Genomic DNA, 20,129 nt, shown 5'->3' on the forward strand with positions numbered 1-20,129 from the left:
GACGGCTTCGAATCGACCGCTAGGGCCGGCTTCTTTCGAGTTTGACGAGGACGACATCGTTCTGTCGCATGGAAAGCGTGCGATGAAAGGTCCCGTCGGCCCCAACCGTCACCTTGATGTCGATCTCCGGCCGGTCGGCCGACTGCTTCTGCAACGTCGCGACCTGCTCCGCCGACAAGTCTTTCGGCATGCCCCATTTCAAGTACTGGGTGTAGACGTCGTTGGCTTCGTAGCCGGTGCGATGCACGGTCAGCCGGTAGGTGCCAGGCGTGAGCTTGGCGAGATTCAGTTCGACGGGCGCGGCGGCCGCGGCGGGCCTGACCTTGCGATAGAACGGACGATTGCTCTCCTTCTGGTCCGGCGTGGCGTAATCCCAGAACAATCCGGAAAAACCCGTTTCCGTCCGCGCCAGAATCGATTCGGTATCGCTGCCGGCGAGCGCCTGCGGCCCCAGCTCGTTGAGATATCTGTAGGCGAAGAAGGCGGCCTTGCGCAGACCTTCGCGATTGACGAGACCGAAGCCGCCGTGGAACGAGGACGGCGGGGGGCCGGCTTCCTCGAACAGATCGGTGTAGGTCCAATAGCTCATCGACTGGGCGCCGCCTTCGGTCTTCTTCAGCTTGTCGAGGATGAAGGCCGCACTGAGATAATCGTCGTGTATCGGATCGCGCGGATTGTAGCTGGTGCTCCATTCCGTGAAGTGCAGCGGCAAGCCGGGCCAATCGGCCTGAATCTGCTTGCGCACGTTCCAGACGTCGTTGCTGATCGAACCGGGGTCGGCCACCAGCTTGTTGTCGCCCTCGCCTTTTTCATCGAGGAATCCGCCGGCCACGCCGTAGCCATGGGTCGAGACAAAATCGACCGGCACGCCCGCGGCCTTGGCGTGGGCGAGGAATTCCGGCACCCAGGCGGCACCGGCCGTCGCGGGCCCGCCCACCTGCAAGAGGGGATCGACCGCTTTGAGCGCGCGAACGGTGGCGTCGTAGAGCTTGAAATAGGTGGCCTGGTTGCCGTCGGTCCAGAAGCCGTCGAGATTGGGTTCGTTCCACACCTCGAACCGCCACGACCGCACTTCGGCGACGCCGAAGCGGGCTTCGAGATGACGGGCAAAGGCGGTCATGAAATCGGACCACTTGCCCCAATCCTTCGGCGGCGAGCCGTTGCCCTGCCAATAGAAAATGGTCTTGGTCCCGCTCGCCAGGTCGTGCGGCATGAACCCGATTTCGACGAACGGCTTCATGCCGGTCTTGAGGATGGCATCGTAGACGGCATCGATCTTGTCGAAATTATAGACCGGCTTGCCGTCCACCTCGCGATAGGCCTCCATGTCGTCGTGCAGGATGCCGTGAAAGCGGATGAACTTGAACCCCAGCTCGTCGTGAACCAGCTTGAGCTGGGCGAGATTGTCCTTGCGCAAAAGAATGCCGGGATGATCGGCACCGACGCAATCCTGCCACGCCATGTCGCGCGGTCCGGCAACGGCCGTCATGTCGGCGCTGATGGAGCGTGCCGGTTGCGCCAGCGCGGACGTGGCGGCAAATGCGGCGATCACGCCGGCGGTCATTGCTCTGGCGACGCGGGAAGACATGAACAACCTCATTCTAATTCGGTTTCGTTAAAGTGCAGACGGCTTGGCGCTTGGCCGCCGCGAGGCAATCGACCGCTTCGAACGGTTCGTTCGATCCCTCGGCCGGCAGATAGGCGACCAGGCCTTTGGGCTGCTGGCTGGGGCAGAAATATTCCACGACCTGCCGCCGCTTGACGGTCTCGTGTCCGATCACGCGAACGGATTGCGCGTCGCAGGATACTTTGTAGCGCCCCAACGCAGCCTTCGCCGCCGCGAGCGCGGTATCGTTGTCGCGAAGGCGGCACGCGACGCCATTCATCTCGGAAATCGGGCAGGCCATGATCCGCACCGGAGCCTGAGAGCCCGGCAGCGGCGACCAGATGGTGAAGCCGGGACCTTCGGCGCATGCCGTTTCGATAAAATCGGTGGTCGGGCTCTGCCCGCGCCATTTGATGTCCTTGATGGTGCACGCCTTGCCGGCTTGCGACAGGATCGACGCAGCAGCGGCTTTCGAACCGGGATTCTCGGGCAGGCCGCATGCGATCGCCGGTTCGCGCTTGGCGGCGATGTCGACCGCGCGCGCCGCTTCGGCGGCAAAACAAGTGAAGCCGGACGATCCGCCGGGCGCACCGCCCTGGACCAGAAAATAGCCGACGCCGCTATCGCACGCGACCTCGTAGGTTTTGGTGTTCGCGTTGTCGTCCACCGCAACCAGAATGGCGTTGGTCACGCGGCATTGAAGCTTGAAGGACGCGACAAGCGCCGCAGCCTTGGCTTTGTCCTCCGCCAGGATTTCGCCGGCCGACTTGCCCTCCTTGTTCCACTTCTTCATGCGAGCCTTGAGGGCATCATAGGTGCCGAACTTGTTGATCTGATCGACGGCTTGGTCGGAGATGGTCGCCACGCCTTTCGGCGCCTCCCCGGCAATGCCGGGAGCATTCGGGTTACCCGACGTGGCCGGCCCCAACTGCGCCTGCGAAGGCGCGAACAACCACGGCAGGAGACCGATTGCTGCGAGAATTGCTTTGCTCATCGCCGTATCCGAATGTAAGGATCCCCGGCTCGTGACACCGGGGATCCTCTGGGAGGGCACTTCGCCTGCTCGTGATGTGAACCAGGAGAAGTGCAAGGCGGGTAGCGCCGCCTTCTCGGACGATCCGGCTGCCGCTTTGCGGCGCTGGACCTGGAAAGCAGAGGGGCCTGGCCCGAGCCAAGCCCCTCTTCACATCAGTATTCCACCCGCAGTTCCATCGACACGCGGCGGTCGGCGACGAACCAGCTGCGGCCGTGCTCTTGCGCGGCGTAGCCCATGGTCGTCTTGGCCTTGGTGTTGAGGAGGTTCTGCGACTGGATGTTGAACGAGAAGTGCTCGTCAATCTTGTAGTCCATGCCCGCATCGAGGGAGCCGAACGACTTGCTCCACACCGGCAGCGAGTAACGGCACTGACCGGCGATCAGATTGCCGCCCCAGCCCGCCGACGCATTGTTGTTCTGCGGACAATCGACATAGTTGTCGCCCGCCGCATAAGTACCCTGCGTGTTCCAGCCGGAAGCCGACATCAGATATTTGCTGCGCCAGTTGTAGGCCAGACGGAACGAGAGCGGATCGCGATCGTACATCAGCGTCGCGTTGTAGGCGTAATGCGACAGGCCGGCCACCGGCATATGCGCACTGATGTTGTTGCCGAGCATGTCGAACGAGTAGTTACCCGGCGCCTTGGAGTCGATGTAGGTGAAGTTGGCGTCCATGCCGAAGCCGCGCAAGTAGGACGGCACGAACTCCCAATCGGCATATTTCGTGAAGCCGAATTCGACACCGCGGATCAACGTCTCCTTGTTGGTGTTCTGCGCGGACTTCACCACCGTGGGCTTGGTGACCGTCTGCTTGCTGACGAACAGGCAGGAATAGTCGGGAGCCCCGGTGCTCACGCAATCGGTGCCGTTCGACTGCAGTTGCGGCGTACCGATCACCCACGGCATGTCCTGCAGCACGTAGCCGGTGACCTGCCGGTGCTTGATGGATTTGTAGAACAGCGACGTATAAACCTTGGAGCCGCCGTCGCCGTACCATTCGACGGACATGTCGAAGTTGCGGCCGATCTGCGGCTTCAGGTTGGGATTGTCGCTGTCGATATTGTAGCCCGTCAGGATCTTGTTGTTGCCCTCCGTCCCGACGGTGCTGCCGCCGCCGATGCCGGCAAAGGTCGGCTGCTCGGCGGTGATCGAGCCGGCGAAGCGGATATGCAGTTTGTCGTTCGGCATGAACTGGACGTTGAACGCCGGCAGCAGCGTCCAGCTGACGCGGCCGCCCTGGACCGGCAGCGACGTCTTGTCGGTGGCCAGCAAGGGTCCGGACGAGGTCTCGCGGAACAGCGTGTTGCCCCACGTCGTGATGAAGCCACTTGCCCGGTTGTCGACATAGACGAGGCGTGCACCGGCGTTGCCGCTCATGGTCATGCCGAGGACGTCTTCCATCGCGAAGGATGCCATGGCGTAGCCCGCGACGTTCACCGTCTTGTAGTGCTTGGCTCTGCGGCCTTCGTAGGGATACTCGATCGTATCCTTGGAATCGCCGTACTTCGAACGGTAGTAGTTGACGTCATACATCTCGACTTTCGAGATTTCCGGGAACAAGGCCGGTCCCGGCAGATTCACCTCGCCGCGGAAGAAGTTGGGGAACTGGTACAGCACCGTGTCGGCCTTCGCCGCCGGATCGCTCCACCAATACATGGTGCCCCAGGTCGCCGAGAGATTCTTCCAGTCGTAGCCGCCCGCGTTCTGGTCGTGCTCGGTGCGGATGTCGCCGCGAACGCCGAACTTGACGGCTTTGACGATGCCCGCATTGAGCTTGTATTCGACGTCTACGGTGGCCTGGATTTCCTGACCGTAGTTCTTGTTCCGGTTATACATCGTGTCGTTCCAGTAATAACCGGAACTCGTCTTCAGCGACGACGCGTCGGCCATCACGATGGTCGGATAGGCGCCGCGCAGATCCATGCCGTACGGCGACATGATGACGTCGCCTTCGACTTCCAGGCTGGTGCCGTTGGACTTCGAATAAATGAAGCTGGCGTTCGACCGCACCGTCCAGTTGTCGTTCGGCGTCCAGTTGGCGCTGAGGGCGATATCGGTCGTGCGCGCATAGGACTTGCTGGCACCGGCGCGCGTGGCGCCCTTCGAGCAGAGCTTGCTGGCATCGCCGCAGCGCCCCATGATCGTATCGTAATTGGGATTCCAGCCAATATTCTTGTCGAATACGAAGCCGGTATCGTAGTAGGCGTTGGTGTAGACCAGATTGTTCCCCGAATCGTAGAGATGATAGAGGGGATCGTTTGCTCCCGGCGTGCCTCCGCTCAGTGCCGCAACGAGTTGCGACTTGCCGAGATCGTTGCGCACGGTATCGGTCGGATTCAGCGTATAGGTGATATTGGAATTGTGGCCGCCGTTGCTGGCCGCGAAGTTGTACGATCTTTCGTTCTGATCGTTGGCGGAGCTGAACAGCGTCGCGTTGATCGACAGCTTTTCGCTCGGCCGCCACTGGAAGGCCGCGTAAACGCCGCCGCGCTTATGGAAGCCGGTGCTGGTGTGATAATCGAAGCCGCCCGGCATCCAGTAGGTCGTCGGATTGGCTTTGAGGACAGGCGTAACCGTTCCGCTGACGTTTTGAAGCGTGTAGTTTTCCAGCACGTTGGTGTGCGGGAAGTACGGTTCGACCTGGATCGCGTCGTTGCGATAGCTGCTGTCGTCGTAGGACAGGTCGAGCAGGAAGCCCATCTCGCCCCACTTGGTGTCCCAGCGCGTGCTGCCCATGACCGAGGCGCGCGGGCGAAGCTGCTTGACGAGATCGCCGTAGCTGGCGCTGACCGCGCCGCGGATCGTCGTGCCGTCGAAATCGAACGGCAAATGGGTGCGCAGATTGATGGTGCCGCCGAGACCGCCTTCGATCTGGTCCGGCGTGTAGGTCTTGTAGACGTCGACCGCCGCCATCAGTTCGGACGGAACGTCGCCCCACAGCAACTGACGGCCGTTGTTGGCGCTGAACGCGTTATGACCGTTCAAGGTCGAGGTGCCGCCCGGCAAACCACGCACGGTCGGTCCGGAGCCTTCGACGGTATAGTTGTCGGGATTGCCGAGATTGTTGAAATGCGTGATGGTCACGCCCGAAACGCGCTGCAGCACTTCGGTGATCGAACGGTCCGGCAGCTTGCCGGCATCGTCGGCCACGATCGAGTCGACGATCTGATCCGCGTTTTCCTTGATCTTGACGGCAGACTGGATCGCCGCGCGCTGGCCCGTGACCGTCACGGTTTCCATCGTCTGGGTCTGGGCCGCCGCCGGCATGACCATGCCCAACGCCAGCACTGAAACGCCGCCGAACAACATGCAGCTCATCTTGGCCGCGATGCCCCTCGTGCTATTCGCCTGATAATTCACTGTACCCTCCCAATTCCTTGTTGGAGATTTCACCAGCGCACATCCGACTTGCCGTTTTCCCGGTCATCGAACTGTCTATCCCGCGCTGGTGATGTCTCCTCCGGGCCGATCGGCCCCATTCCACGGCCTTTCGGCCCAACGACTCCGTCAGAAGCGGTATTTCACGCCCGCCGCGAGTTCACCGGCGCGCCGATAGGACGTCACCGTGCCGTCCAGACGGCCGTAGATCTCGAGCTTGTCGGTGACCTGACCGGCGACGTTCACACCGGCGCGGAACGCGTTCTTCGAATCGCCTTTCCAGAAAGCGACGGAAGACGAATCCGGCGTGGTGACGAAACCGCCCGTCACGGTCTCGCCGGGATCGGAGAGGTCGTGCCGCCATGCCAAATCCGCATCGACCTTGATGTGCTCGGCCCGCATCACATGCACCCGCATACCGAGGTCGACCGCGAACGTATTGGCACTCAGGGCATCGTGGCGAAGGTTGTAATAATCCGAGCCCGTTTCGGAAGCCGCCGCGAGGTGGACCCTCGCATACATTCCCCGCACATACGGCGTCAGACGCGATCCGAACATGTCGTGGCTGATCTGGCCGGAGGCACCGAAAGCGTAGCCGCTCTGATCGGCCGCGGCGGTGCCGTAGGTGCCCATCGGACGCTTGGTGGAGGCATCGTAGACGTTGTAGAAGGCGGAGCCTTCGAACCGCAGCGCGTTGACGTCGGCGCCGCCGTAAACGGCAAAATCGTAGCCGTTCGACGAAGACGTCGCGGGATCGTCCTTCACCGTCATGTTGCCATGGCGATAGGAGAACGCCGCACCCACTACGCCGCCGTGGTTTTCGAAGCGATGCAAGGCTCCCATGCGAAGGCCATAGGTCTTCTGCTCGTAGCCCTGGCCGTCGCGGCTGAGATTTTCGATCTCGCCGATTGGGGTTATCCAGGTATCGACCTTGGCGCCGGAGGCCGGCGTAATGCTCATCACGTCGTACAGCGAACCGACGAAATTGGTGAGCGCGGTGCGGTTGGAATAAACCAGGTGCCCGAATACTTGGGCGGCCGATCCTTTCTGCGTTACGATGGAATATCCACCGGCTGTTTTCGCAACGCCCACCATCGCTCCGGCAACGTTGCCGTTGGTCGACACGGTTGTGAACGAGCCGCTCAGCGTACCGCCGTTCACGGTCACGAGCGGATAGACGGCGTTCCCATAAGAACCTTCCGCGATACTGATGATCAGGTCGCCGGCAAGAGTCGCATTCCCATTCACGACGAGCCCTGAGACGCCGGTAGGTGAAAAGGCGGTATATAATTGCCCTGTGGAGGCCTGCGTATAGCTGCCGTTGATCGTGAGATTGCCGTTGACGCCCTTGGTGCCGCCGGCCGTGACAACGCCGTTGTTGGTCACGATGCCGTTGATCGTGCCGTAGCCGCTCAGCGACGCAGTCGTGCTGGATACGTTGATGATCGCGGTTTTTGCGGCGTTGCCCAATGTCGCCGAGGAATGCGTTGAATCCCCGACAACAAGCGTCGCACCGGAGTTGATCTTCGCCGTACCGGCGAAAGCGGTACTCTGGCCGTTCATGGTCAAAGATCCGCTCTTCAAGAAGAACGTCGCTGTCGAATCCGCCGCCATGGTGCCGTTGAATACGCCGGTCCCGCCCGGATTGAGCGTGAGCGTGGAGACGCCCTGGAGATCGAAATGCGTGTTGGGACCGAATGTCGTCGTCGCGTTTATGGACGACCAGTCCCAACCCATCTGCACAACGGCGCCATCGAGCAGGGTCACATTGCCCAGGAATTTGTTGGTTCCGATGAGTTCCAGTTCGCTGCCGGATTTGACCTTTTCAAAAACGACGTCGCCCGTGGCGTTGATCATCGAATTCAGCCAAGGATCACCACTATACCAATCGTAGGGGACCGATGTCTGACCGACAAACCGTAACGTGGCCCCACTGTCGACAGTGATGACCGGTGCATTAAACCGGCAGCAGCCATTCCACCAGTTAAACGGGGCACTGTTCTCCGACGACATATAGGAGGTGTAGTTTAAAAGCGTAGAGCCGCCAGGAAGTGCCCAACCGACGCCAGAGTTATAATAGGCCGTCATTCCCGTCGGCACTTCGACCACGGTATCGGTTGCAGTGTTCAAGTCGTAGTTCTGACCGGGCGTCAGCACCGTCGTCTGCGCCAAGGCAGGGCCGGCGACTGCGAGTGCCAGCACACTGGCGGAAAGCCAGAGCCTGCGGCTGTTATGTTTGAATACCTGTGACATTGTTCCCTCCCAACACGGCGATGTCCTCGCCATTCGTTTGCCCCGCGACGACCGGCAGAACGCCGGAAGCCACAAGTTGATGCCGCTCAGAGACCAGATCGGGTTGAGCGCCGCCTGCCGCGCATCACCGGCACAAGGCCGATTGCGGCTGTCCGAACGCGGCGGATCGAGCGCGCCCGTCGCATCTCCCTCACGTTTCCATCGTCACGCATTCCTCCCGCCTGGTGGGAGAACCGCATCGAACGGGTCTTTCTTCCGCGCGCTTTTTCGTAAGCGCTGTCAAAACGGCTCGACGACGATCCTCTCCTCTGGGCCGCTACGCCCAACGCACACATCCCGCTCGTGCCCTGCCCAATCCGGGGCATGGCCCATTCATATGATTTATCGCTTATAGGGGACGCGGAGCGGCCTTCCGGAAATATGTTCCGGAGAGGATTCGGGTTTTGCAGAACGGATTCTGGCCCGAATAAGGCGGCGCGGAAAATCCGCCCGCGCAGCGGCGGTGTTCACGCACCCGCTCGCGGAACGAGCGATCGGTGTACCGCTTACAATGATTGACCGAGGCGCTTTTCAACTTCCGCGCGGTAGTTCCGGCTCAGGATCAACCTGGCCCCGTCGCGCAGCAGGACCTCGAATTCGCCGTGCGAAATCGGCTCCAGTTGCACGATCGCCTTGATGTTGACCACGCTGGAGCGATGGATGCGCACGAAGCGGAGCGGATCCAGTCTCTTGGTAACGGCCGCCAGCGAGGAACGATAAATGCACTCCTTGCCCTGGAAATGCAGATTCACATAGACGCCGGCAGCCTCGATCCAATCGACTTCGGACGCCATCACCAGCTTGGTCACGCCGCTGCCTTTGATGACGATCCAATCCCACAGCGCGCCCGGCGTTTCCCGGCGCGCGACAAGCTCGAGCACGTTCGGCCCCAGGCTGCGGGCCTCGGCGCTGCGCAGCCGCGATTTGGCGCGGGCCACGGCCTGTTCGAACCGCTTGTTGCCGAACGGCTTCAAGAGATAGTCGACCGCATCGGTATCGAACGCCTTGAGCGCATAATGGTCGTACGCGGTGACGAATATCGTCAACGGCATGCGGTCGGCGCCGATCGCTTCGATGACGCCGAAGCCGTCGATTTCCGGCATCTGTACATCGAGAAACACGATATCGGGGTGCCCGCTCTCGATCGCGGCCACGGCGGCGACGCCGTTTTCCGCCTCGGCGACGGTTCCGATCTCGGCGTCTTCGGCCAAGAGGTCGCGCAGCCGCTTGCGGGCAGGCGCTTCGTCGTCGACGATCAGGACGCGCAGCGCTTTCGACGGTTTCTGGTCCATCACCTCATGCTCCGGAGAATCGCAGCGGCACGCGCATCGTGACTTCCACCCCGCCCTCGGCGCGGCTCTTGATGTCGAACGGATTGGCTATCTCGGGATAGAGCCCCGTCAAGCGCTCGCGCGTGGTGCGCACGCCCAGACCCTTGGCAGCTTCCACGTCGCAGCCACGCGCCAGTCCGACACCGTCGTCGACGACGCGAAGCTCGAGACATCCGTCGGTGCGAGCGGCCGAAATCATGACGCTACCGCCCAACATCCGCTTGCCGAGCCCATGGCGGATGGCGTTCTCGACGATCGGCTGCAACAGCATGCAAGGCACCTGCGCGTTCATCAGATCGGACTCGACTTCGATCTCGGTGCGGATGCGGTCGCCGAAACGCACTCTCTGAATCGCCAGATAATGCTCGAGCAGGATGAGCTCCTGGGAAAGCGGGATTTCCTGATTGTCCTTATAATCGAGCGACAACCGCAGCAACGCCCCAAGATCCTCGATCATGTCGCGCGCCAGTTCGGGGTTCGAGGTGACTTCGGAGGAGATGGCGTTCAGCGCATTGAACAGGAAATGCGGCTCCAGCTGCATCCGCAAGGTATTGAGGTGGGATTCGAGCAGCCGCTTTTCGACCCGCTCCAAAGCCATCTGCCCCGCAAGGGAACTGCGGTAGTAGCGCAGCGCCTCCAGCATGCCGATGATGGCAAAGCTCATCAGCCAGCCGCCGAGGAAATAGTAAGTGACGAATTCCGGCGTGCGCAGCGGGTTCCACCAGATCTGAGGATCGGGATAAAGCAGGATCGCCGTGACGTAGACATGCAGAAGGCTGAACGGCGCGCTCAGGAGCAGGAAGATGCCGACCCTGACCAGCGGCTTGCCGTCGTAGCGCGTGAGTTTCCGGTCGACATACAAGAACGCCGGCGTAAGCAGCGCCCAGGCCCAGTATTCGATCAGCTTGTTGATGACATTCGGCCAGTCGAAACCCACCAGCACATGCGGCACGGCCATGAGCAGACCGATGAAGGTCCAGCCGAGGAAAACCAGCACCGCTTTCTGAGGGCGCGAAAAACCCGGCGCCAGAGCCATTCCGAACGAGGTTGTCGACATAGGATGCACTGCTTCCGTTCGTTGCCCGCTGCGCCCACGGTCCGCTCACCGTAGCCCAGGCTGATATCGGTACCAATCTCCGTCGCGTCGCAGCGCCAACCGCGCGGCGCGCGCGATATTACTTATCAGGCCTGCCGACCATCAGACCTCGCGCTCCGGGCGCAATATAAACCACCCCCGGCTCGCGCCAATCGCCCGCGATGTGGTCGACACCCGCAAATTTGTGAGCATCGTCGTCGATCCGCACCCACGACTGGCCTTCGTCGTCCGAACGCCACAGGCCTTCTTTCTTGTTCACCCGGCCCCAAAGATAGACGGCCGGATAACCGCCCTTGACCAGCGGCGCTCCGAAGCCGAGCGTCCACACGTCGGTCACGTGCGGAAGGTTGCTCATCGGAGTCTGGGCGTCGGCCGAATGCAGCAGCCCGTAAGGCGCGACCAGCCACAAATCGCGCAGCCTGCCCGGCACCACATGCAACGCGGCGCGCTGCCAGGATTCGATTTTTTTCAGGCCGGCAATGATCGGCTGGAAACTCGCTCCGCCGTCGACACTCATCAGAATGGTGCCGTCGAGATCGTAGGCATAGAAGGCGCCGTCATAGGCCTTGTCGGAAATGACGGCCAATTGCCGGTCCCGCCGCGCCGGCCAGCCGGCGGATTCCTTCCAGGTCCTGCCTTTGTCGGTCGAATAATAGGCGCCCTGCTTTTCCGGAACCCACACGATGGAGGTGCCGCCGGCCGAGACCGCGATGACGCCGGGGCTGCGCCATTCGCCCGCTACGGGTTTGTAGGGCGTCGACGGAAACGCAGTCCAGCTTCGGGCGCCGTCCTCGCTGTAATAGCCTTTGGTCGCCGCCTCATCGGCTTCGCGCACAATGAAAGAGGGCCGCAACACGGCATAATCGACGCTGTTGCCGCCCTGTTTGGTCGGCCGGAAAACGCCGATATCGGGGCCTTTGGTGACGTCGAACCAGGCCGCTCCGGCATTGTCGAGCATCGACGCCAGAAGCCGGACCGGCCCCGTCATCGGCGCCATCAGCGCGGTGGTGCAAGTCTCTTCGAGACCGTCCGTCATCAATTCGATTTCGACCGTTTTGCCGGTTCCCGCCGCGCTCAGATTGCGGCTGAACCAGGTGCCGGTGAAAATCATCTCGTCGCGATTGAACGGATTGATCTTCACGTCCGACAGCCATCCGCCGATCTGTTCCGGATCGCCGATCTGCGATTTGAGCCATGGCGTGCTGTCGAGCGTGTGATGGGTCTGGCCCTTCAGCCCGATCCAATGCGCGCCGCCATCGCGCGACAGGTAGATGCCGTTGCCGCCGTCCCAGCGGTCGAGAATGGCGACGACCACCGTGCCGTCGGGTCCGACATCGACGCCGGAATAGCCGAAATGCAGATTGGCGGAGGGCCGCTCGGGCGTGATATCGCTCCAATGGCCCGCGGCATCGCGCTTCCACACACTGCCGCGGTCGGCGTAGGACGGACTGATCGCGTTCTTCGAGTCCGTTCCCGAGAACGTCACATAGACCGAGCCGTCCTTGCCGAAAGCGATGTGCTGCGGCACCTGTTCCGGCGTTTCGCTCACGCGGGCGAAACTGCGTCCCTGATCGCGGCTGAGATACAGTGCGCCCGAACCGTCGGCGCTGCCGAGATAGATCTCGTCGCGGCCGGGGTCGAACGCGACCAGCGAATACGATGACGAGGGCGAGCCCACCCGGTTGAAGCTTTCGGCTCCGTCCCGGCTGAGCCACAGCCCGTCCTGGTTGGAGGCGTAATATAGAGTCTTGCCGTTGCGGGGATCGACCGCCAATCGCTCGCCCGAACCGCGGCCGTCGGAATTGCCGCCGACACGAATGGGAAGTTCGGTTTTCTGCCAGGTCTTCCCCTGGTCGGCTGACCGCAAAATCGCGCCCTTGCGCGCCCATTGACTGAGATAGAACCCGTTGGCGGTGTAAAGCTTGGACGGATCGTTGGGATCGAGAGCGATGGACAGAACGCCCATCAGCTCGCCTTCGTCGTGGCCGAGATTGTCGAGCAGCTGAACCCAGTTCCGGCTGGCGAAATCAAAGCGGTAAAGGCCGCCGACATCGGTGCGCGCATACAGCAGGTTCTTCGCCGCGGGATGATAAACATAACCCGGCACATAACCGCCGCCGCCGAACGGTACGGTCTGCCAGCGATAGGGACGCTCGTCGGCCCGCGCCGCGATTGCCATCAGCGCCAACAATCCCGCCAGCGCAAAAAGCGCTGCGATGCGACAATACCTGACCATTTCAACCCAGCGCCCGAAAAATGTTGCGGTAAGGGGGCCAGAATGCCCAACGCGCGTGCAAAATTCACAAAAATGTTGCGAGCCGGACTGGCGCCTTGCAGGACGGATTTGGAGTTCACTAACGGGTCGCATCGTGCACCGCGGCCGGCCCTGCCGGGGCCTGCAAAAGCCAACCGGAGCCACCCGGCGCTTCACAAGCGGCAATGCATACTGCAGTTATATTGGATGTTTTGCAGGCATGAGGTTGCCATGAAGCCGTCCGTTCGTCGCCGCGCGTCATTTGCCGCGTCACTGCTGCTGGCGGCATCAATCATCGTGACGGGCGTGAACGCCCAAAGCGCGGCCGGTCATCCCGAATGGCCGGGCAAAGGCCAGTTGTTCGTCGGCACCTGTTATCAACCGGTCGATCGCAGCCCTGAGGAAATCCATCGCGACATCGCCATCATGAAGAAGGCGGGCTTCAAGCTGGTGCGCATGGGCGATCTGTCGTGGGATTCGTTCGAGCCGGCCGAAGGCCAATTCACCTTCGAATGGTTCGACAAGGTAATGGACGAGATGGCCGCCAACGGCATCAAAGTGGTTCTCGACATTCCCGGCCAGCCGGCGCCGACCTGGCTGCACCACAAATATCCCGGCGCCAATCTCGTAACGCAGAACGGCACCACGCTTCATCCGGCCGAACGCTATATGCAGAATATCACCGATCCCGATTACCGGCGTCTGGCGGTACGCATGGCCGATACGCTGACCAAACGCTATGCCCATCACCCGGCCCTGATGGCGATCGGCTACAACAACGAGTTCGGCAATTCCTACATGTCGTATTCGGCGGCCGACCGGCTTCGCTTCGTCGACTGGCTGAAGGCGAAGTACGGATCGGTCGACGCCCTGAACAAGGCATGGGCGAGCCAGCGCTGGTCGCGCCACATCAACACCTGGGACGAAGTGGAACTGCCGTACGGTGACGGCCCCGGCCCCGCCGAACGCTATCTCGACCTGCGCCGGTTCTGGTCGGACCAAACCATTACGGCGCTCAAGGAACTCGAAGCCGTCCGCAAAGAGAATGTTCCCGACAAGCCGGCGGTCTCGAACCTGTGGGATACCGCCTGGACCAAGCCGTTCGACTATCTCGGATCCTACCGCGATTACGCGACCTACGGCGCCGAGGGCTTCTATCCGGGCGAACCCGTCGGCGCCAGCCTCGGGGCCCGCATGATCAAAGGCGACCTCGAGACGCCGATCTGGTTCAACGAATTCACCGCCGGCGGCGTCGGATATTATGGAGCCAAGGGCCGCAGCCGCATGTGGGCCTATATGGCGCTGATCGATCAGGCGCAGACGATATTGGCCTGGACATTCAATTCGCATCTGGGCGGCGAGGAACAGGCGCTGTTCGGGCTTGTCGATCACGACAACACGCCGTCGTGGAAGGTGGACGAATTCGCCCAGATATCCCGCGAGTTCGCGACCCTGGAGAAACTGGGATTTCCGCGGCTGGATACCCCGCAAGTGGCGATCGCCTACTCCTTCGACTCCGCCATGGTGACCGCGACGCCGGGCCAGCACGCGTCGGTCACGCAATACTATAAGACCGGCTACATGGATCAGGTACAGGGCGCCTACGAACCGCTCTTTACCGACAATATCGATGCCGATGTGGTCAAGCTCTCTTATGCCGATCTCGCCAAATACAAGCTGGTGATCGTTCCCGGCCAGTACCTGATGGACGAGAAAAGCGCGAACGCCGTCCGCAGGTATGTCGAGAACGGCGGCACGGCGATCATGACCGGCTATTCGGCCAAGGCGGACGCGAGCGGCCAGTGGTTCGATACACCGCTCCCCGGCCGCCTGACCGATGTGTTCGGCCTGCACACCAATGCGTTTTACCGCGCCGATACGCCGCTCCAGATCAAATTCGGGAGCAAAACGGTGACGGCGAAGGATCGCTATTACGAAGTGCTCGAACTCGATACCGCCAAGCCGCTGGCGACATTCCAGAACACGCCGGAAAAATCCGCGGCGATCACCATCAATCGCTACGGCAAGGGACAGGCGATCTATCTGGCGACGGCAAGCCAGACCTCGATGATCGGCCCGCTGGTCCGCTCGCTCTATCCGCAACTTGCCATCACACGCGGGCCCCAAACGCCGGCCGGCGTTTATGCGCGCGTGGTCGATGGCCGCACGCTCTATGTCAACAGCACGACCAAACCGGTTTCGATCGCGATCCACGGCACGAAGACCGATGTGCTGTCGGGCAAGCGGTTCAGCGGCAAACTGGTGCTGCAAGGATACGGCGTCGGACTGCTGCAGTAGGCGCGGACCGCCGTCATCGTCGGCGAACGGGTTTCAAACGCGAATCTCTTGGCCGCTCATTTCCACCGGAAGACGGCGGGGCCGACTTCCTTGAGGCCCAGTTCGGTGCCGATCATCGATTCGGAATGGCCGAGATAGAGAAAGCCGCCGGGATGCAGGTGGCGAAGCAGTTTGCGCAGCACCGCGGTTTGCGTCGGCTTGTCGAAATAGATCAGCACGTTGCGCAGAAAAATGACATCGACGTCCCGGTCGACCGGATATCGGCCGTCCATCAGATTCAGATGGGCAAAGCGTACCAGCCGGCGCAGTTCCGGAACGATCCGGACGTCGTCGGCCTTGCGGCTGCGCAACAGATAACGGTGTTGCGGTCCCGGAATCGCGGTCGCGACGTCGGCGTCGTAGATCGCCCGTTCCGCCTGGGCGAGCACCGTGGTGCAGATGTCGGTGCCCAGAATCGCGAAGCGGAACCGGTGCGCGCCGGCGCGTTCGGCCAGCACCATGGCGATGGTGTAGGCTTCCGCGCCGGTCGAACAGGCCGCGCTCCACACCTTGAGAAGCGGACGCTGGTGTTTCAAGAGTTGCGGCACGGCATATCCGGCAAGATGCTCGAAATGATCCGGCTCGCGATAGAAATCGGTCTTGTTGGTGGTGATCGCGTCCACCACACGCTGAAATTCCGCCTCCGGCGCATCGCCGGCCAGGAGCCAATCGCAGTAGCCCGTCAGAGCCATGCCGAGCGCATGCGCGTGCTTTCGCAGCCGGCCTTCGACCATCTGCTTCTTGGAGACGGGAAGGCGGATGCCGGTGTGCTCGGTCACCCGCCGCGCCAGATTTTCGAACGTCCGGGCGGGCAGCACATCCTCCGTTCCCTTCGACGGGACCGGCGCGCGTGCGGCCGTGTGTTCCGCCCGGAAGTGCATCGACACGCTCAGTTCGCCTGACGCTTGAACTCGTTGTCGAGTCCGTCGCGGCCGTCCGACAGATCGAGCGCGAAACCGCCGCCGGCGAGGCTGCGCGTCATGTGCGGCGCCGCCGCCATCACTGCCTCGCGCAAGCCGTCCGGCGACTTCTGCGGCCGCTTGGCGAGGTGCGCAACCTTGGCTGCAGGACGGGACGTGCGCGCCGGTCCGGCGGAGACCAGTCCGTCGACACGGAAGTAGGCGATAGCAGCCTGCAGATGTTCGGCCTGTTCGGCGAGTTCTTCCGAGGTCGACGACATTTCCTCGGCAGCGCTGGCATTCTGCTGCGTGACCTTGTCGAGCTGCTGGATCGCGGCATTGATCTGATCGGCACCGACATTCTGTTCCCGGCTCGCCGCCGAAATTTCGGATACCAGTTCGGCCGTACGCTTGATGTCGGGCACGAGCTTGTCGAGCATCTGGCCTGCCGCATGCGCCGCCTTGGCGGTATCGCCGGACAGGGTGGAAATGTCGGCGGCGGCGGTCTGGCTGCGTTCGGCGAGCTTGCGCACCTCGGCGGCGACGACTGCGAACCCTTTGCCGTGCTCGCCGGCCCTGGCCGCCTCGACCGCTGCGTTGAGCGCGAGCAGATCGGTCTGGCGCGCGATTTCCTGCACGATCATGATCTTTTCGGCGATGGTCTGCATGGCGGTGACGGCATTGTTCACCGCGGCGCCGCTGGCGCGCGCGTCTTCGGCGGACTGGCGGGCGATCTTCTCGGTCTCGGTCGCGTTGTCGGCGTTCTGCTTGATGTTGGCGGCCATCTCCTCCACCGAGGACGAGGCTTCTTCGGTCGACGAGGCCTGTTCGGTGGCACCTTGGGAAAGCTGTTCGGCACCGGCCGAGAGTTCCTGGCTGCCGGCCGCCACGTTGCTGGCCGCTGTGGTGACGTTGGCGATGACGTCCTTCAGCTTTTCCACCATCCGGTTGAGCGCATCGATGAGATCCTTGATCTCGTCGTTGGTGGTGGCCCGCGCCGTCACGTTGAGATCGCCGGACGCGACCGCGTTGGCGAGTCCGAGGGCGCTGGTCACGGCGCGGTTGATCGACAGGATGATCCAGCCGGCCGCGCTAAGCGCGATCAGCGTCGACGCGATCAGGAGCGTCAGCAGCACGGTCCGCGCCGTGGCGTACATCACGTCGGTGTCGGACTTGGCCTGGGTCAAATCGCGGGTATTGAGGTCGATCACCTTCTGCAGATCGGCATCGGCCACTTTGCGCAGGGGACGGGCCTGTTCCACCATGATCTTGTGGGCCGCATCGTTGTTGTTGGCGAGCGCAAACTGGGCGACCTGATTGATGCTCCGCATATAGCTTTCGAAGCTGTTGAGAAACGCCTCGACGGCCGGCTTGCCTTCGGCGCTCGAAATCTCGTGCAGGCGGTTCGCCTTCGCTCTGGCGTCGTTCGCTTCGGCTTCGATGATCCGCCCGGTGTCCTGTATCCCGGCCTGATCGGTGAGAATGATCATTTCGCGGATGTCGGAAGCGATCCTGAGATTGTCTTTGCGGATGTCGGCCGCCATCACGATCCGCGCCACGTTGTTGTCGACGGCATTGTTGAACGCGTTGTTCAGGTCGTTCGCCTTCTGCAATCCGACCAACATTCCGGCCGTCGACATCGCCAGGACGAGCGCGAACGCGGCACCCAGCTTCACCTTCAGGTTCAATCTCATCCGTTACTCCTTTTCGGGGAATGGACCGGCATGGGAACCGGCCGTACGCCGGCCCCGTCGTGTTGCTGGGTAAGTTGGCGCTGTTACGGATCTTGTTCGCCCGCTCCAGCGCGATATTCCCCACCGCGGGCGAGGATGGGGCGAGGGAGTTACAGAACAGCTTAAGTTGCCGCCGGCCGGCTTCATCCAAGTGGATGATGGTAATTGTACCTACGCCGTCTTGCACCGGGAGATTGTAGGCTGTACGTACGGTTTGCCCCCGCCCCGCGAATGCCATGACGTCCGCTGCCGACCTGAAACGCCGCTCTGCCCAACCCGCCGACCGGCAGGAGGAACGGGATCCCTTGTCCGCATTCGGCGAGGCGATTGCGCTCATTTACGAGGCGCAGATCGACGGCGCCCGCATACCGGCGGCACGCGAAGCGCTTCAGGCACTGCTCAACGCCGACGACATCGCCGTCGTGAAGGATGCCGCGGAAATCTCCGAGCGCGGCGCCGAAACCCATGTGTTGTGGGTCGATATCGGCGAGCACGAGCGCGGTCCGGTACGCATCCAGTTCCGGCGGAACCGCACGCCGTTTTCGCCCGACGACGTGGCGATGCTGTCGCGACTTCGCCGTCACCTCAGGACCGCCTACAGCCTGGGACTACTCACCAACCGCGACGCGCTCGGATGTCTTGCCAGCACCCAGTTGGCGCGGAGCATGGTGAAGGGTCTTCTCGTCGTCGACTCCGAGTGCCGCATTCATTGGCGCAATCCCGCGGCCGACGGCATTCTGGCAAGCAACGAAGGCCTGATCGAAGACAAAGGCCGTTTGCGCGCCCGCCGCACGTTCGAAACCGCACGGCTGGAAGCCTTGGCGCGCGATGCCGCCGGCGGACGACAAGGCGTCATGCTGGTCGCCCGCCCGGCGGAGAAGCATCCCTATGGTCTCGCCTTCGCGCCGGTGAAAGCGGACGCCGGACTGCTTCCCACGGCGCCTATCCGCCACTTCGTGCTCATCACCGTCAAGCAGATGCAGCGCGAGATAGAATTGATCACGGCGCGGCTGGGTGAATTGTTCGGCTTCACGCCCGCCGAGGAACGTCTGGGAGCGCTGCTGCTCGACGGCTATACGCTGCACGAGGCGGCACACCTTGCCAGCAAGGCGCTTCCGACCGTGAAGACTCAGCTTCGCAGCATGCTCAAGAAAACCGGAGCCCACAGCCAGGCCGAACTCATCAACGTGTTCTTGTCGCTGCCGAGCGTTTTCTGATCGCGTACGCGATATATCGTATACGGATCACACGAATATCACAGCGCTGCGGCAGTTTGTTCCAATTCGAGTGTCCGACCGGACAGCCCGCGGCCATTTGCGCATGGCGACAGGGCTTACTGCCCATTCCGCCGCATTGGCACATCCGCCCCCGTCCCCCATTTTGGCGGGTGACCGCGCTGCGGAAAGGACCATGGACCGTAGTCACGACGACAGCTTGAGCCCAGCGGCGGCGACAGCCCCGTATCACGGGCATGTAGCCGTCCCGGACTATTTGATGCGCCATTACTGGTGGGCCTATGTCCATCCCAAAGCGCCGCGCGTATTCGACCGGCTGTGGCTGATCAATCTGATTTTGCTCTGCAACTACAACCGGATGCGTCGCACCGCCTTGGCGGAGTTCGAAGCGCCGAAGCTCGGCCGCATGCTGCAGATCGCGTGCGTCTACGGCAATCTCACCCCCAAGCTCGCCAAACGGGCAGCGCTGCAAGACGGTCAGCTCGACGTCATCGACGTGTTGCCGATTCAGCTTCGCACTCTCAAGTGGAAACTGCCCAAGCGGTCCCCGACGCGGCTGATGCGGATGGATTCGACCGCACTGAATCTGCCCAACGCCAGCTACGACAAGGTGTTGCTGTTCTTCCTGCTGCATGAGCAGCCGGAAGAGGTGCGGGCCCAGACTCTGCGCGAAGCGCTGCGGGTATTGAAGCCCAACGGTACGCTGGTGATTTGCGATTACGGCCCGCCGGCCTGGTGGAATCCGCTGCGCTATCTGATGCCGCCCTTCCTGGCGGTGCTGGAGCCGTTCGCGCTGTCCTTGATGCGCCAGCCGCTGAAGGACCTGCTGCCGCCCGACATGACGGTTCGCCACACCCCGGTGTTCGGCGGCTTCTATCAGAAGGTCGTCGCGACTCGCCGGAGTTGACGGCGCCGCGCCCGTTTACGATACAC

General features: G+C 62.2%; 12 protein-coding genes. 3 read left to right on the forward strand and 9 right to left on the reverse strand.

Annotation, left to right across the window (positions count from 1 at the left end; all coding sequences use genetic code 11):
• Positions 1 to 19: 19 nt before the first annotated feature.
• The 7 genes from FHS84_RS20595 to FHS84_RS20625 all read right to left on the reverse strand — a co-directional run bounded on the left by FHS84_RS20595 (position 20) and on the right by FHS84_RS20625 (position 12,974).
• Entirely contained in the window at positions 20 to 1,588 is a 1,569-nt protein-coding gene (locus FHS84_RS20595; protein WP_208394006.1) for a GH39 family glycosyl hydrolase, read from the reverse strand.
• A 13-nt stretch (positions 1,589 to 1,601) separates the two neighbouring features.
• Positions 1,602 to 2,600 (reverse strand): hypothetical protein, encoded by a 999-nt coding sequence (locus FHS84_RS20600; RefSeq protein ID WP_166937430.1) that lies wholly within the window; start codon positions 2,598 to 2,600, stop codon positions 1,602 to 1,604.
• A 194-nt stretch (positions 2,601 to 2,794) separates the two neighbouring features.
• Positions 2,795 to 5,959, reverse strand: a complete 3,165-nt coding sequence (locus tag FHS84_RS20605) for a TonB-dependent receptor (RefSeq protein ID WP_166937431.1) — start codon at positions 5,957 to 5,959, stop codon at positions 2,795 to 2,797.
• Positions 5,960 to 6,148: 189 nt separating this feature from the next.
• Entirely contained in the window at positions 6,149 to 8,272 is a 2,124-nt protein-coding gene (locus tag FHS84_RS20610) for an autotransporter family protein (protein WP_166937432.1), read from the reverse strand.
• A gap of 545 nt (positions 8,273 to 8,817) precedes the next feature.
• Positions 8,818 to 9,603, reverse strand: a complete 786-nt coding sequence (locus FHS84_RS20615) for a LytR/AlgR family response regulator transcription factor (RefSeq protein ID WP_166937433.1) — start codon at positions 9,601 to 9,603, stop codon at positions 8,818 to 8,820.
• A 4-nt stretch (positions 9,604 to 9,607) separates the two neighbouring features.
• On the reverse strand, positions 9,608 to 10,699 hold the full coding sequence (locus FHS84_RS20620; protein WP_166937434.1) for a sensor histidine kinase: 1,092 nt from the start codon (positions 10,697 to 10,699) through the stop codon (positions 9,608 to 9,610).
• Positions 10,700 to 10,817: 118 nt separating this feature from the next.
• Positions 10,818 to 12,974: a beta propeller repeat protein gene (locus tag FHS84_RS20625; protein ID WP_208394007.1), complete on the reverse strand. Its 2,157-nt coding sequence runs from the start codon at positions 12,972 to 12,974 to the stop codon at positions 10,818 to 10,820.
• Positions 12,975 to 13,223: 249 nt separating this feature from the next.
• On the opposite strand from FHS84_RS20625, the gene FHS84_RS20630 reads away from it, so the two are divergent.
• Positions 13,224 to 15,290: a beta-galactosidase gene (locus FHS84_RS20630; protein ID WP_166937435.1), complete on the forward strand. Its 2,067-nt coding sequence runs from the start codon at positions 13,224 to 13,226 to the stop codon at positions 15,288 to 15,290.
• A gap of 56 nt (positions 15,291 to 15,346) precedes the next feature.
• Here FHS84_RS20630 and FHS84_RS20635 read toward each other — a convergent pair whose 3' ends face one another.
• Both FHS84_RS20635 and FHS84_RS20640 read right to left on the reverse strand, forming a co-directional pair.
• Positions 15,347 to 16,210 (reverse strand): CheR family methyltransferase, encoded by an 864-nt coding sequence (locus FHS84_RS20635; RefSeq protein WP_166937502.1) that lies wholly within the window; start codon positions 16,208 to 16,210, stop codon positions 15,347 to 15,349.
• Between the two features lie 8 nt (positions 16,211 to 16,218).
• Positions 16,219 to 17,922 (reverse strand): methyl-accepting chemotaxis protein, encoded by a 1,704-nt coding sequence (locus tag FHS84_RS20640; RefSeq protein WP_166937436.1) that lies wholly within the window; start codon positions 17,920 to 17,922, stop codon positions 16,219 to 16,221.
• A gap of 275 nt (positions 17,923 to 18,197) precedes the next feature.
• Here FHS84_RS20640 and FHS84_RS20645 point away from each other — a divergent pair, with 275 nt between their 5' ends.
• Complete coding sequence (locus FHS84_RS20645; protein WP_166937437.1) at positions 18,198 to 19,178, forward strand: helix-turn-helix transcriptional regulator; 981 nt, start codon at positions 18,198 to 18,200, stop codon at positions 19,176 to 19,178.
• A 193-nt stretch (positions 19,179 to 19,371) separates the two neighbouring features.
• On the forward strand, positions 19,372 to 20,103 hold the full coding sequence (gene rquA / locus FHS84_RS20650) for a rhodoquinone biosynthesis methyltransferase RquA (protein ID WP_166937438.1): 732 nt from the start codon (positions 19,372 to 19,374) through the stop codon (positions 20,101 to 20,103).
• Positions 20,104 to 20,129 lie beyond the last annotated feature (26 nt).

It is taken from the genome of Rhizomicrobium electricum, assembly GCF_011762045.1.
Classification (GTDB): Bacteria; Pseudomonadota; Alphaproteobacteria; order Micropepsales; family Micropepsaceae; genus Rhizomicrobium; species Rhizomicrobium electricum.

What these genes read in the sequence shown, in the direction of transcription:
- FHS84_RS20595 (WP_208394006.1), bottom strand. Translation starts at nt 1,588, where the DNA reads ATGTCTTCCCGCGTCGCCAGAGCAATGACCGCCGGCGTGATCGCCGCA.
- FHS84_RS20600 (WP_166937430.1), bottom strand. Translation starts at nt 2,600, where the DNA reads ATGAGCAAAGCAATTCTCGCAGCAATCGGTCTCCTGCCGTGGTTGTTC.
- FHS84_RS20605 (WP_166937431.1), bottom strand. Translation starts at nt 5,959, where the DNA reads ATGAGCTGCATGTTGTTCGGCGGCGTTTCAGTGCTGGCGTTGGGCATG.
- FHS84_RS20610 (WP_166937432.1), bottom strand. Translation starts at nt 8,272, where the DNA reads ATGTCACAGGTATTCAAACATAACAGCCGCAGGCTCTGGCTTTCCGCC.
- FHS84_RS20615 (WP_166937433.1), bottom strand. Translation starts at nt 9,603, where the DNA reads ATGGACCAGAAACCGTCGAAAGCGCTGCGCGTCCTGATCGTCGACGAC.
- FHS84_RS20620 (WP_166937434.1), bottom strand. Translation starts at nt 10,699, where the DNA reads ATGTCGACAACCTCGTTCGGAATGGCTCTGGCGCCGGGTTTTTCGCGC.
- FHS84_RS20625 (WP_208394007.1), bottom strand. Translation starts at nt 12,974, where the DNA reads ATGGTCAGGTATTGTCGCATCGCAGCGCTTTTTGCGCTGGCGGGATTG.
- FHS84_RS20630 (WP_166937435.1), top strand. Translation starts at nt 13,224, where the DNA reads ATGAAGCCGTCCGTTCGTCGCCGCGCGTCATTTGCCGCGTCACTGCTG.
- FHS84_RS20635 (WP_166937502.1), bottom strand. Translation starts at nt 16,210, where the DNA reads ATGCACTTCCGGGCGGAACACACGGCCGCACGCGCGCCGGTCCCGTCG.
- FHS84_RS20640 (WP_166937436.1), bottom strand. Translation starts at nt 17,922, where the DNA reads ATGAGATTGAACCTGAAGGTGAAGCTGGGTGCCGCGTTCGCGCTCGTC.
- FHS84_RS20645 (WP_166937437.1), top strand. Translation starts at nt 18,198, where the DNA reads ATGACGTCCGCTGCCGACCTGAAACGCCGCTCTGCCCAACCCGCCGAC.
- rquA (WP_166937438.1), top strand. Translation starts at nt 19,372, where the DNA reads ATGGACCGTAGTCACGACGACAGCTTGAGCCCAGCGGCGGCGACAGCC.